The sequence below is a fragment of the Bacillus cereus genome, from assembly GCF_002577405.1.
Classification (GTDB): Bacteria; Bacillota; Bacilli; order Bacillales; family Bacillaceae_G; genus Bacillus_A; species Bacillus_A cereus_AU.
Genome location: NZ_NULR01000023.1, coordinates 38,599 through 51,996, shown reverse-complemented (window position 1 = coordinate 51,996; position 13,398 = coordinate 38,599). Strand labels below are relative to the sequence as shown.

Below are 13,398 nucleotides of genomic sequence, written 5' to 3'. Positions count from 1 at the left end.
CCTATCCATTCCTACACAATTAAGTTACCCTCATTATACTGTTAGCATCATTTTTTTCCCAATGATTTGCCTACCCTATGTGTGCGTACGCTTCACAGCCTGCACATACTTTCGAACAGTCGCTACAGATACATTATATACATCTCCAAGCTCCGACTGTGTCATCTTATTTCCTTGTTCGCCGCGCACAATGTATTCAACCGCAGCTGACCAGCCGTACACATTTGTAAAGGTCGCTCCAGATGTATATAAACGTATGAACGTACAAAACCAAAATTGTAAACACTCTTCGATTAATTCATCATCTTTTTTCGTATAATTGTATAACGCATCCGCAATTCGCACGCACTGTTCAAATTGCTGTAAATCAGCTGGAATACTCTTATGGCTATTCAGTAAAAAGAAATATTTTGCAAGTTGCGATACAATTGGAACACCGTTCTTCGCCTGCGTCACATCAAAGAAGAATCCAACCTTCTCAGGCGTTGACAATTCATTCATTAAATATAAAGCTAACATTTGCTCCTCTAGCGTCGCACTTTGCTGAAATGATTTTCGTAATTCTTCAAATAATATATTTTGCCCTTCATCTTCTAAATTCAGTGCATTCCACGGTTCTTTCCCTTTTTTATCAGGGTGCAATTCTATAACATGTTGCCACATTTTTTCAGCCACTTGCTGATCCTTCACCATATAAGCAGAATATGCAAACCAATAATAAAAACTAACGTCTCCTTCGTACCCTTGACGCTTTAATACTTTGAACCATTTATATGCATGCTCGAAATGACCAATTGTTGCAAGTGTCGTTCCAAGCTTCAAACGATGTTCAAATGAAATCGGATATACTGAAACTAACTGTCCTGCTAATGCTTCCACTTGTTTATGTTCTCCAATTGAATATAGAAAAATAAGCGTATTACAAAGCGCATGCATATTTCCAGGGTTTTTCTCTAAAATCATTTCCGTTAACTTAAGTGCCTTATCTACATTTCCAGATTGAAAATGTGCAATGGCTAAATTATTATGACCTGACCAAAATTCCGGATAATCTTTCGTAACAATTTCTAACGTAGCAATTGCTTCTTCTAATTGTCCATTACGAATATAACGATTCGCCTCTTCCTGCATAACAATTAAATCATCTTCATCCTCAATCTCTTCCGCACCCATCGCTTCTTCTTCCATAATCTCAAGCAATTCTAATGTATCTTCTACAAATTCCTTCTCTTCTGCAACATCTAAATAGCGCTCCGCATACTTTTTCGCCTGCTGAAATAGCCCCATATATGCATAATTATTTGCAATAAAATAATAGCACTGTTCAAGTTCTGGGTTAGATTTAATTAGCTTTAAGAAGATTTGATTCGACTCTTGATATTCACCAGCTTCAGACAATGTTATTGCTAATTGGCATAAAATAAACGGCTCCTTCTCACTTTGTGCCGCTCTTCGAAAATATTTAATTGCATCTTGCAATTTTTGCCCTTTGTAAGCCCTCATCCCTTTTTTATAAAAGAAGTCCGCTAATTGATTAAAAGAGATAACTTGTCCATTCTCCTTATATATTCTTTGATTTTTCCCCATATATCCTCCAGTTTTTTGTTTTCTTCGCTCACACATTCTTCTATCTATAAGTATAAACGATTCCGTAAAAAACAAAACAGTATATTATACTCAATTATTTCCTTTTTATTCATAAAAAAAGAGGAGAAATGTTACATTTTCAACATGAACCTTCTCTAGCAGCCATTTGCGCTTTCGTATAAATAATCCGCATTGGATTTCCACCTACGAAAGCGCCGCTTGGTACATCTTTATGGACAAGTGTTCCAGCTGAAACAATAGCGCCATCTCCAATCAATACCCCCGGTAAGATTGTCGTGTTCGCTCCGATCATCACTTCATTTCCTATAACAATCTCTCCAAGTCGATATTCACGAATTAAATACTCATGTGCTAAAAACGTTGTATTGTATCCGATAATTGAATTGTCACCTACAGTAATCTTTTCCGGAAACATAATATCTGGCATAACCATAAGTGCAAATGATGTTTTTTTTCCTACTTTCATTCGTAGGAACGTACGATACAACCAATTCTTCACAGATAAAAATGGTGTGTAACGTGCAATTTGAATGATAATAAAATTCTTCATTACCTTCCAAAAAGAGACTGTTTTATACACATTCCATAATGAATTCTCTCCTGAAACAGGATAGCGCGTTGTCCGTCGCACTTAACTCTCTCCTCTACTAAAAAAAGTGAAACTTTAAGTTAGTAGGGACACACATCCCCTACTTGCTTACTTGGACCTTTATGAACGATTAATGCCGGACAAAATCGGTATTACATCACTCATTTTATCTAGCATAAAGTCCGGTTTATAAGCTTCTAAATATGCTCTTCCTTTCAATGTCCATGAAACCGCAGCTGTTTTCGTACCCGCATTTTGTCCGCCGACAATATCATGATGATTATCACCAACCATCAATGTTTCTTCTGGTTTTGCCTCTAATAATTTCAACGCTTTTTGAAGTGGTTCTGGATGTGGTTTCACATGTTCCACATCATCAATTGTCACGACCACATCAAAAAATTGATCAAGTTTCGAAAGCTTTAATCCCATTTCAACCGTCTGTCTTGCTTTTGTTGTAACAATACCAATTTTATAACCTTGTTTCTTCAACTCTTGAACTGTTTCATATACAGTTTCATATTCTTCCACTAATTCATCGTGATGATCATGGTTAAATTGGCGATAACATGTAATCATCTCTTCAACCTTACTTTCATCAATCTTGCTGAAAGTATCATGCAAAGATGGACCGATAAACGGCAATACATCTTCACGTTTATATTGATTTGGATAATATGTATGTAACACATGTAAAAAAGAAGATATAATAAGTTCGTTTGTATTAATTAAAGTCCCATCTAAATCAAATAACACTGTATTTATTTGCATCGCCTTTCGTCCTTTCACTTTCCTGAATATGAAAGAAGCAGCATCTTATAATAAGATGCTACTTTTCACTAATTTTCTAAATATCTTTTATCAGCTTGCCCCATTTTTCGTCTCACAATAATGAAAATAATAGAAATAACAACAATTCCAATAGACATTACTTGTGCAATACGAAGTGGTCCTAACATTAAACTGTCTGTACGCAAACCTTCTACGAAGAAGCGCCCAACTGAATACCAAATTAAATATGTGAAGAATAATTCCCCGCGGCGTAAATTCACTTTTCGTAATGCGAGTAGTAAAATAACACCTGCAAAGTTCCATAATGATTCATATAAAAACGTTGGGTGATAATACACACCATCAATATACATTTGATTAATAATAAATTGTGGTAAATGAAGCCCTTCTAAAAACTGTCTCGTTACTTCGCCACCATGTGCCTCTTGGTTCATAAAGTTTCCCCATCGGCCAATTGCTTGTCCTAGTAAAATACTTGGCGCAGCAATATCCGCTAACTTCCAGAATGAAAGCCCGCGTCGTTTCGCAAAAAGAATTCCTGTAATAACAGCCCCAATTAAACCACCATGAATCGCCAAACCACCTTGACGGATTCTAAGAATTTCACTTGGGTTTTGCGAATAATATTCCCATTCGAAAACGACATAGTACATTCTCGCAAAAAGAATAGCGATTGGTACTGCAATTAATACAAGGTCAATAAATGTATCTTTTGGAATACCTAGCCTTTCTCCCTCGCGAGTTGCTAGCCAAAGACCTAATAGCACACCTGTACCGATAATAACCCCATACCAATAAACAGGGAACGGTCCGAGCTGGATTGCTACACGGTCAAGCTGTGGTACAGAACCTAACAGCATATGTATGACCTCCCTCTCCAAAGTTTACTCCTGATTTCCTAACTCAATCGCACTCATTAATCGTTCAGAGAACTGCTGTGCTGCATTGACTCCCATACGTTTTAAACGGAAGTTCATCGCTGCCACTTCAATAATAACAGCCAAGTTTCGACCAGGACGAACTGGAAGTGTAATCTTCGTAAGTTCTGTATCAATAATCTTCATCTTCTCTTCATCAAGACCTAAGCGATCATAATTTTTCTTTTGATCCCAAATTTCAAGATTAATAACAAGTGTAATACGCTTATAGTTTCGCACTGCCCCTGCACCGAATAACGTCATTACATTAATGATACCTAGACCACGAATTTCTAATAAGTGCTCAATTAAATCAGGTGAGCTTCCTATTAATGTGTCTTCATCTTCTTGACGAATTTCTACGCTATCATCCGCGACTAAACGATGACCACGTTTTACAAGCTCAAGCGCCGTCTCACTTTTCCCGACACCACTTTGTCCTGTAATTAAAACACCAACGCCATAAATATCCACTAACACACCATGAACAGCTGTTGTTGGCGCTAACTTACCTTCTAAATAGTTTGTTAAACGACTTGATAATCTCGTCGTCGTTTGAGAAGAACGTAATAAAGGCACACTTGATTCACGTGATGCTTGCAGTAGCTCATCCGGCACATCTTGATTACGAGTTACAATAATACACGGCGTCTCCTCAGTACAAAGCGCTTTCATTCTCTCTTGTTTTTGCTCTGACGTTAACGTATCAAAGAACGTAAGCTCCGTTTTACCAAGAAGCTGCACACGATCTGCTGGATAATATGTAAAGAATCCTGCCATTTCAATTCCAGGTCGTGATAAATCACTCGTATCAATTGGACGATGAATTCCTTCTTCACCACTTACTAACTCCAATTGAAATTGTTCAATTAGATCTTTTGTCCTTACTTTCGGCATATGTATAAACCTCCACTCCGCTGCGGGTTCAGTCTCATTTGATGTAAAATTCCATTCTACCGGATATTGTACCATTTTTTTCTGGAAACAAGAAATACGGTTTCTAATAAATAGAAAAAAACATTTCATACGAATGATGAAATGTTTTTCTTTTTGTCATTTTCTCTTTTTTTCATATAACGGTTCAACAATTGCCTTTTCAATTATCATATTAAAAATCGAAATACAAATTGCCGCAACAATCGCTACACCAAATCCGGATATATTAAAAGCATCCCCTAATAATGAATCTGCCATTTTTAACGTAATCGCATTAATAACAATTAAGAAGAAACCGAACGTTATAACAGTAATTGGTAGCGTAATTAAAATTAAAAATGGCTTTACAAACACATTTAAAACCGCCAATATAATACTCGCAATAATTGCCGTTTGTATATTTGCTACGTAAAATGCGTCTGGTGCAACCCCTTTTAAAAGTCCGGATACAGCGATTAACACAACGCTATTTACAAGAAGTGATACAATCCATCTCATTTTCTTACACATCCTTTTAACATATATAATTCATCATACGCTAATAGACAATAAACGCAAGTATACTATAAATACTTATATCAACTTATTCTATCCTTCATGCTTGTATACCTACTAACATTTTTTTGTGAAATAAGGACCACACCATCTATGTTCATGAGTTTTTACAAAGGTCCAAATGAAATCTTTATCTACAATATAGATATCGCCTTTGAAAAAACCGAGCGTCATTCCCGCTCGGTTTTCATCAATAAACTTATTGCGATAACTCTACTTCTTTTATTTTCTCTTTCATTCTTGCTTTATCACGATTTAAAATCTCTTTTAAATACTTACCTGTATAGGAACGCTCTTCTTTTACTACTTGCTCTGGCGTTCCTGAAGCAACGATTTGTCCACCTTTGTCTCCGCCTTCTGGTCCAAGATCAATGATATAATCAGCTGTTTTAATAACATCTAAATTATGCTCAATTACAAGTACCGTCTCTCCGCTTTCAACAAGACGTTGCAACACTTCTAGAAGACGTGCAATATCATGTGCGTGTAAGCCAGTCGTTGGTTCGTCTAAAATGTATAACGTACGTCCTGTAGAACGACGGTGTAATTCAGAAGCTAATTTCACACGCTGCGCTTCACCACCAGATAACGTCGTTGCTGGCTGACCTAATTTCATGTAACCAAGCCCGACATCTACAAGCGTTTGAAGTTTACGCTTAATTTTCGGGATATTGGCGAAGAACTCTACTCCATCTTCAATCGTCATTGCTAGTACTTCAGAAATGTTCTTATCTTTATATTTCACTTCTAATGTTTCACGGTTGTAACGTTTACCGTGACAAACTTCACACGGAACATACACGTCTGGCAAGAAGTGCATTTCGATTTTAATAATTCCATCACCACGGCACGCTTCACAACGGCCACCTTTTACATTAAAACTAAAACGGCCTTTTTGATATCCACGCACTTTCGCTTCATTCGTTTGCGCAAACACGTCACGAATATCATCGAATACACCTGTATACGTCGCTGGGTTGGAACGTGGTGTACGCCCAATTGGTGATTGATCAATATCGATAACTTTATCCAACTGCTCAAGACCTTTAATTTCTTTATGCGCTCCTGGCTTTGCTTTCGCTTTATATAGCTTTTGAGCTAATGCTTTATATAATACTTCATTAATCATCGTACTTTTTCCTGATCCAGATACACCTGTTACTGCTACAAATGTACCTAGAGGGAATGACATTTTCGCGTTTTTCAAGTTGTTTTCTTTCGCACCGACAATCTCCACTTTACGTCCGTCACCTTTACGTCTTTCAAGTGGTACTGGAATGAACTCTTTACCGCTTAAATATTTCCCTGTTAATGAATTCTCGTCCTGCATCACTTCAGCTGGTGTACCTGCTGATACAACTTGCCCGCCGTGAATACCCGCACCAGGTCCGATATCAAGTAAATAGTCCGCCGCCATCATCGTATCTTCATCATGCTCAACAACGATTAACGTATTGCCTAAATCACGCATTTCTTGCAATGTACGAATAAGACGATCGTTATCGCGCTGATGTAAACCGATCGAAGGCTCATCGAGGATATAAAGTACACCCGTAAGACGAGAACCAATTTGTGTCGCTAAACGAATACGCTGCGCCTCACCACCTGATAAAGTTCCTGCAGCACGACTTAACGTTAAATAATCTAAACCAACATTCACCAAGAAACCAACGCGCTCCTGAATTTCTCTTAAAATTAAATGAGCAATTTTTTGTTGTTTCTCTGTTAACTCAACATTTGAGAAGAATTCCTGTACTTCTTGAACAGAATATTTCGTTACGTCAGCAATTGTTTTCTCACCAACGAAGACAGCTAAACTCTCAGGTTTTAAGCGTCCGCCTTTACACTTCGGGCAAGCTTGCTCCGCCATATATTTCTCCATTTGCTCACGAACATAATCAGAACTCGTCTCACGATAACGACGCTCTATATTCGGAATAACACCTTCAAATAAAATCTCATTTTCCTTTACTTGACCAAATTCATTTACATAGCGGAAATAAACTTTCTCTTCACCGCTTCCGTACAATACTTTATCAAATAAATCTTTCGGTATATCTTTCACAGGCATATCCATATCAACGCCGTAGTGATTACATACAGATTGTAAAAGTTGTGGGTAATATTGTGAACTTGTCGGTTCCCAAGGAGCAATCGCATGTTCATTTAATGATAAATCCCAATTTGGAATAACAAGTTCTAAATCCACCTCTAACTTGGAGCCAAGTCCATCACAAGAAGGGCATGCCCCGAATGGACTGTTGAACGAGAACATGCGCGGTTCTAATTCTCCGATAGAAAAACCACAATGCGGACAAGCATGATGTTCACTAAATAGAAGTTCCTCTTCTCCCATAACATCGATTAACACTCGTCCCCCGCCAAGCTTTAATGCACTTTCAAGTGAATCAGCAAGACGGCTCGCAATTCCTTCTTTTACAACAATACGATCAATCACGACTTCAATGGAATGCTTCTTATTTTTATCTAACGTAATCTCTTCAGATACATCCAGCATTTCACCATCAACACGTACACGTACATAACCTTGCTTCTTAATATCTTCAAGCACTTTCACATGTGCACCTTTACGTCCTGACACCATAGGAGCTAACACTTGTAATTTCGTACGTTCAGGATATTCGAGAACACGGTCTACCATCTGTTCTACTGTTTGCGATGTAATTTCAATCCCATGATTCGGACAAATCGGCGTACCAATTCGCGCAAATAATAAACGTAAATAATCATAAATCTCCGTTACTGTTCCGACAGTTGAACGTGGATTACGACTCGTCGTTTTTTGATCAATCGAAATCGCTGGTGACAACCCTTCAATCGTATCTACATCAGGTTTATCCATTTGTCCTAAAAATTGGCGTGCATACGCAGATAACGATTCTACGTATCTGCGCTGCCCTTCTGCATAAATCGTATCAAATGCTAATGATGATTTCCCTGAACCAGACAATCCCGTTACAACAACAAGCTGATTTCTCGGAATGGTTACATCAATATTTTTTAAATTATGTGCTCTAGCACCTTTTACAACAATAAAATCCTTGCTCATGCTCACTCTTTTCACCCTTCCGCTTTTAATTCTAATAGTAAATCTCTTAATTCAGCTGCACGCTCGAAGTCTAACGCTTTTGCTGCTTCTTTCATCTCTGCTTCTATCTTCGCAATTGTCTTTTCACGCTCTTTTTTCGTCATTTTCTTAGCAGGAGTTGCTTCATATGTTTCTGGCTCTTCAGCAGCTGTCGTTGCACGAATGACATCACGTACTTCTTTTTGAATCGTCTTCGGTGTAATACCATGCTCTTCATTGTAAGCCTCTTGTATACTACGACGACGCTGCGTTTCTTCAATTGCAATTCCCATCGATCTCGTTATGCGATCTGCGTACATAATAACGCGGCCGTTTGCATTACGTGCTGCACGACCAATTGTTTGAATTAATGAACGCTCTGAACGCAGGAATCCTTCTTTATCAGCATCTAAAATAGCTACAAGTGATACTTCTGGAATATCTAACCCTTCTCGTAATAAGTTAATACCGACAAGTACATCAAACTTACCAAGGCGAAGGTCACGAATAATTTCAATACGTTCTAACGTTTTAATTTCAGAGTGAAGATAGTTCACTTTAATTCCTACATCTTTTAAGTAATCTGTTAAATCCTCTGACATTTTTTTCGTTAAAGTCGTAATTAATACACGTTCATTTTTTGCAATACGATCTTGAATTTCTCCTAATAAATCGTCAATTTGCCCTTCAATTGGTCGTATATCAATTGGTGGATCTAAAAGCCCTGTTGGACGAATAATTTGTTCTATTACTTCCGGTGACTGCTCTAACTCATAAGGTCCTGGCGTTGCCGAAACGTAAATAACTTGATTCGTTTTCTCTTCAAACTCATCAAACATGAGTGGTCTATTATCTAAAGCTGATGGCAGACGGAATCCATGATCCACAAGCACTTGTTTACGTGCTTGGTCCCCGTTATACATCGCTCTTACTTGCGGCACTGATACGTGCGACTCATCCATAACGATTAAGAAATCCTCTGGAAAATAGTCTAATAACGTATACGGCGTTGCCCCCGCTGGACGAAGTGTTAAATGACGGGAATAGTTTTCAATACCTGAACAAAAGCCCATCTCGCGCATCATTTCTAAATCATAGCGTGTACGTTGTTCTATGCGCTGCGCTTCTAACAATTTACCATTATCATTTAATTCTTTTAAACGCTCTTCTAATTCTTTTTCAATATTTTCAATAGCGACCTTCATTTTTTCTTCACGTGTAACGAAGTGAGATGCCGGGAAGATTGCTACATGATCACGTTCTGCTAATACTTCACCTGTTAACGCATTTACTTCACGAATACGATCGATTTCATCACCGAAAAATTCAATTCGAATACAATGCTCGTCAAGTGATGCTGGGAAAATTTCAACTACATCTCCGCGCACACGGAATGTACCACGCTTGAAATCAATATCATTACGTCCATACTGTACATCAACAAGTTCACGAAGCAATTGATTGCGGTCCTTTTCCATACCAACTCGAAGTGAAACAACTAACTCGCGGTACTCTTCAGGAGAACCTAGACCGTATATGCATGAAACACTCGCAACGATAATAACATCATCGCGTTCAAATAAAGCAGACGTTGCCGAGTGGCGTAATTTATCAATTTCATCATTAATCTGCGCATCTTTTTCAATAAACGTATCTGTTTGCGGTACATACGCTTCTGGTTGATAATAATCGTAATAACTAACAAAATACTCAACAGAATTGTTAGGAAAGAAATCTTTCAACTCACTATATAACTGTCCCGCTAATGTTTTATTATGAGCCATCACAAGCGTTGGCTTCTGCACTTCTTTAATGACATTTGAAATCGTAAATGTCTTACCCGTTCCTGTCGCTCCAAGCAACACTTGCTTTTTCTTTCCACTATTAAGCCCCTCTACCAGCTTCTCTATCGCTCCCGGCTGATCACCTTGCGGGGAATACTCTGAGATAATTTCAAATTGATGTTCCAAGTAAAATCCGACCTCCTCATAAAAATCTGTATTATTATTTTACCACGAATGCCCATAAAAAACCTAAAAAAACGAACAGATATTCGGTAAAGTTTTCGACAATATACACATAGAAAAAGGAAGGAGTAAATACTTCCTTCCTCTACTAATTCTATTTTTTAGGTACATATAATAAGTCATATCCATTGCGTCCAGCTTCATTCGTACAATCTACTAACCTATAAGCAACCTCTACTTCACGTGGTTCTTTCACTATCCTTTTACAATTATCTTCATGTAGCCCTTTATGGTCACCTGCAAATTGGTCTTGTCTACTATCTAACACATAAAGTATATCTTTCCCACTATGCTCTAACGTTTGAAAGATCAGATCACCTTCATGCGTGTAATGTACAATTCTTATGTTATCAACTTCTCCTTGTTCAACACTCAAAACGAACTTTTCAAATTTATCTAGATTAGTAATTCCTGTTCTCTTTGCAATGACATCATTCTTCTTATCAATTGTACTGGTAGGTTGCGAGCAGGCTACTAAACTAAAGGGAAATAGACATATAAAACTAGTTCTTTTTCCTATTGTCATCCTCTCCTATAAAAACTATTTGTATACCGAAATGGAAACAAAAAAGCTACTTTCCTCTATGAAAGTAGCTTCTCTTTTCCTTTCCCTTTTTTCGGAAAAACAACATATGAAAATGAAATAACTGTATCCACTAAAAATATAATCGCCCACACTTGGCTCACACGGCTCGCAGCTTTATTTAAAACGATTCCTGACTCTAACCAATTGCCCCATTGTTCAAATGGAATCAATCCGTACGCGAAGAAAAAGACTATATGAACAGCAGCGAATAAAACAAGATGTAATACCCAATTTTTCATTTCCTGCTTCGCATAGGCCATGCCTGTTAATTCTATCTGCTCCTCCATAATAGGCGCCGGTTCATTCCGCCACTTTGCAACTAATTTTTGCACATATATATCTAATTTCTTCAAATCCTTTTTCCCATAAAAAACTGCATATAATAAAATGATTACCGTAATGATCTGAAAGTTAGAGAACTTTCCTGTTTGATAATAGTCCACTACCCCTAAAGTTAAAATAAACACTTCATTTACGAGTAGCACAATCCCCATAATAAAACTCGCCTTTTTCAAACGGAATCCGTAACGGAGTAAAAAGAAACCGATAGCTGATAACCAAAATACAATCTCTGCACCAATTAAAAAATACCATCGATATTCTGCGAGTATACTCATTTATCCCTCTCCCTCTCATCATATATACGAAAAGCCTCATCCATATATACTAGAAGCTCTTCCTCAATTGGATACATACTCATTTTCTGTGAATCTTCTTTTGACTTTCTTACTTCCCACAATTTATCTAAAAATGCTTCATCACCATTCGCCATCTCTAAACACTTCTGCATTAATTTCTTTGTTGCACCTTGTACCTCATCACATGATGCTTCTTTACCGTCTTTCATAAAGTTACGTAGTTGCTTTAATAAATCTACCCACTCTAAAACATTCGGATCTTCTTCACTCATGTTCGGCAAATTATGAAGCAACTTTTGTTCTTCCTTAGAAAAAACTTCATTTTGGAACATCTCACGTATTCGAGGAGACTGTTTCGAAAGCTGAATAAGCTCAAACATAACTTTCCAATCCAGTTCTCCTTCCACATCTACTGAATAAACAACCGCTTGTAAAATACGTTCCATTCGATTAAATTTTTTCTGTTCTTCTTGTACAAACTTAAGTTGCTTTTCAAGCGATACTTTTAAATTGAGCTCATCCGTTATTAACATATTCGTAATCTCTTTTAATGAAAAACCCATTTCTTTTAAAAATAAAATTTGTTGCAAACGAACAACATCTCTCTCGCTATATAACCGATGTCCTCCATTAGTTTTTCCGCTTGGCTTTAATAAATCGATTTGATCATAATAACGTAACGCCCTTACTGTAACCCCTGTTTCCCTCGTTAGTTCTTGAATCGAAATCAACCCCATCACCTCTTCTCCTTCATTATAAAAGGTGACGTAACGTAACTTTCAAGTAGTTTGTAAAAAAAATACAAAAAGCTGTTTATACCTTTTGTATAAACAGCTTTTATGGAAGAAAACCCTTTTGTATGGCACGTCCACAAGATAAAATAATTGCCCCAACAACAACACTTGTTGCTGTTTTATGATAATGCGCTAAAACTAATAAATAGTATGATAAACTTACAGTACCAATCATAATACATACACTTGGCACTGGATTACGAGAGAAGTTTTGCATCCCCCACAAAATTGCAAATATAGCCGTTGCAACACATAATACCGCTAATCCCATCCCGTTTCCCCTTTATAATATTTATTTGATTTCCCTTGTTGCTAATACACTCGTATTTAAAAGAATCCCCGCTAAAAGCAAACACCCTACGAATTTCATAATCTCTTACTTACTCATACATGATCAGCCTCTTTTTTATTTCTATATTTCCACTTCGGCCAATAGTTCACAACGAAATAAACAAACTGCCCTAGTACAAATAAAACAAACGGCATACCAGCATTTCCATAAACAATTAAATTATATAAACTCCATATCGCTAAACTAATCACGAAAAATAACCCTACATATTTAAACGCTTTATCCGACTGAAATCTCTCAAACTCATCGTTCATTTTCTCTCCCCTTACTCCATCGTAAATATTTCCTCTACCTTCATTCCAAAATATTTGGCGATTTTTAGGGATAACTCTAAGCTTGGGTTGTAATGATGGTTTTCAATCGCCACAATCGTCTGCCGCGTCACCTGCATCGCCTTTGCCATTTCAACTTGTGTTATATGATTTTGCTTTCTTAATTCTTTAATTTTATTTTTTACACCCATAGGCTCCACCTTTAAAAGTAAAGATATCTTTACTTAAATTATAAATATTTTCC

At 37.2% G+C, this 13,398-nt stretch carries 14 protein-coding genes and 1 pseudogene; all 15 read right to left on the bottom strand.

Annotation, left to right across the window (positions count from 1 at the left end; all coding sequences use genetic code 11):
* Positions 1-75: 75 nt before the first annotated feature.
* Positions 76-1,587 (bottom strand): tetratricopeptide repeat protein, encoded by a 1,512-nt coding sequence (locus COC96_RS23735; protein ID WP_098268274.1) that lies wholly within the window; start codon positions 1,585-1,587, stop codon positions 76-78.
* 139 nt (positions 1,588-1,726) lie between these two features.
* A complete protein-coding gene (locus tag COC96_RS23730; RefSeq protein ID WP_098268273.1) occupies positions 1,727-2,239 on the bottom strand; it encodes an acyltransferase in 513 nt (170 codons plus the stop codon).
* Between the two features lie 78 nt (positions 2,240-2,317).
* Positions 2,318-2,968: a pyrophosphatase PpaX gene (ppaX, locus tag COC96_RS23725; RefSeq protein ID WP_098769505.1), complete on the bottom strand. Its 651-nt coding sequence runs from the start codon at positions 2,966-2,968 to the stop codon at positions 2,318-2,320.
* A gap of 68 nt (positions 2,969-3,036) precedes the next feature.
* Entirely contained in the window at positions 3,037-3,849 is an 813-nt protein-coding gene (gene lgt, locus COC96_RS23720; protein WP_098268271.1) for a prolipoprotein diacylglyceryl transferase, read from the bottom strand.
* Between the two features lie 24 nt (positions 3,850-3,873).
* A complete protein-coding gene (gene hprK, locus COC96_RS23715; protein WP_098268270.1) occupies positions 3,874-4,803 on the bottom strand; it encodes an HPr(Ser) kinase/phosphatase in 930 nt (309 codons plus the stop codon).
* Positions 4,804-4,959: 156 nt separating this feature from the next.
* Positions 4,960-5,340, bottom strand: coding sequence for a phage holin family protein (locus tag COC96_RS23710; protein ID WP_097904151.1), 381 nt, complete (start codon positions 5,338-5,340; stop codon positions 4,960-4,962).
* A gap of 114 nt (positions 5,341-5,454) precedes the next feature.
* Positions 5,455-5,556: pseudogene (locus COC96_RS23705) on the bottom strand (DUF4275 family protein); the annotation flags it as partial.
* A gap of 40 nt (positions 5,557-5,596) precedes the next feature.
* Entirely contained in the window at positions 5,597-8,467 is a 2,871-nt protein-coding gene (uvrA, locus tag COC96_RS23700; RefSeq protein WP_141535976.1) for an excinuclease ABC subunit UvrA, read from the bottom strand.
* A gap of 11 nt (positions 8,468-8,478) precedes the next feature.
* On the bottom strand, positions 8,479-10,455 hold the full coding sequence (gene uvrB / locus COC96_RS23695; protein ID WP_098268268.1) for an excinuclease ABC subunit B: 1,977 nt from the start codon (positions 10,453-10,455) through the stop codon (positions 8,479-8,481).
* A gap of 151 nt (positions 10,456-10,606) precedes the next feature.
* The gene (locus COC96_RS23690) at positions 10,607-11,038 is read right to left on the bottom strand and encodes a DUF4362 domain-containing protein (RefSeq protein WP_098268267.1); all 432 of its coding nucleotides are present in this window, start codon (positions 11,036-11,038) and stop codon (positions 10,607-10,609) included.
* Positions 11,039-11,094: 56 nt separating this feature from the next.
* Positions 11,095-11,715: a hypothetical protein gene (locus COC96_RS23685; RefSeq protein ID WP_098268266.1), complete on the bottom strand. Its 621-nt coding sequence runs from the start codon at positions 11,713-11,715 to the stop codon at positions 11,095-11,097.
* Complete coding sequence (locus COC96_RS23680; protein WP_141535971.1) at positions 11,712-12,473, bottom strand: MerR family transcriptional regulator; 762 nt, start codon at positions 12,471-12,473, stop codon at positions 11,712-11,714. The genes COC96_RS23685 and COC96_RS23680 overlap by 4 nt, the downstream gene beginning before the upstream one ends.
* Before the next feature lie 100 nt (positions 12,474-12,573).
* On the bottom strand, positions 12,574-12,801 hold the full coding sequence (locus COC96_RS23675) for a hypothetical protein (protein ID WP_098268264.1): 228 nt from the start codon (positions 12,799-12,801) through the stop codon (positions 12,574-12,576).
* Positions 12,802-12,914: 113 nt separating this feature from the next.
* A complete protein-coding gene (locus tag COC96_RS23670; RefSeq protein ID WP_098268263.1) occupies positions 12,915-13,136 on the bottom strand; it encodes a hypothetical protein in 222 nt (73 codons plus the stop codon).
* A gap of 11 nt (positions 13,137-13,147) precedes the next feature.
* On the bottom strand, positions 13,148-13,345 hold the full coding sequence (locus tag COC96_RS23665) for a helix-turn-helix transcriptional regulator (protein WP_098268262.1): 198 nt from the start codon (positions 13,343-13,345) through the stop codon (positions 13,148-13,150).
* Positions 13,346-13,398 lie beyond the last annotated feature (53 nt).

Coding starts and splice junctions, on each gene's coding strand:
- COC96_RS23735 (WP_098268274.1), bottom strand. CDS start 1,587: ATGGGGAAAAATCAAAGAATATATAAGGAGAATGGACAAGTTATCTCT.
- ppaX (WP_098769505.1), bottom strand. CDS start 2,968: ATGCAAATAAATACAGTGTTATTTGATTTAGATGGGACTTTAATTAAT.
- lgt (WP_098268271.1), bottom strand. CDS start 3,849: ATGCTGTTAGGTTCTGTACCACAGCTTGACCGTGTAGCAATCCAGCTC.
- hprK (WP_098268270.1), bottom strand. CDS start 4,803: ATGCCGAAAGTAAGGACAAAAGATCTAATTGAACAATTTCAATTGGAG.
- COC96_RS23710 (WP_097904151.1), bottom strand. CDS start 5,340: ATGAGATGGATTGTATCACTTCTTGTAAATAGCGTTGTGTTAATCGCT.
- uvrA (WP_141535976.1), bottom strand. CDS start 8,467: ATGAGCAAGGATTTTATTGTTGTAAAAGGTGCTAGAGCACATAATTTA.
- COC96_RS23690 (WP_098268267.1), bottom strand. CDS start 11,038: ATGACAATAGGAAAAAGAACTAGTTTTATATGTCTATTTCCCTTTAGT.
- COC96_RS23685 (WP_098268266.1), bottom strand. CDS start 11,715: ATGAGTATACTCGCAGAATATCGATGGTATTTTTTAATTGGTGCAGAG.
- COC96_RS23680 (WP_141535971.1), bottom strand. CDS start 12,473: ATGGGGTTGATTTCGATTCAAGAACTAACGAGGGAAACAGGGGTTACA.
- COC96_RS23675 (WP_098268264.1), bottom strand. CDS start 12,801: ATGGGATTAGCGGTATTATGTGTTGCAACGGCTATATTTGCAATTTTG.
- COC96_RS23670 (WP_098268263.1), bottom strand. CDS start 13,136: ATGAACGATGAGTTTGAGAGATTTCAGTCGGATAAAGCGTTTAAATAT.
- COC96_RS23665 (WP_098268262.1), bottom strand. CDS start 13,345: ATGGGTGTAAAAAATAAAATTAAAGAATTAAGAAAGCAAAATCATATA.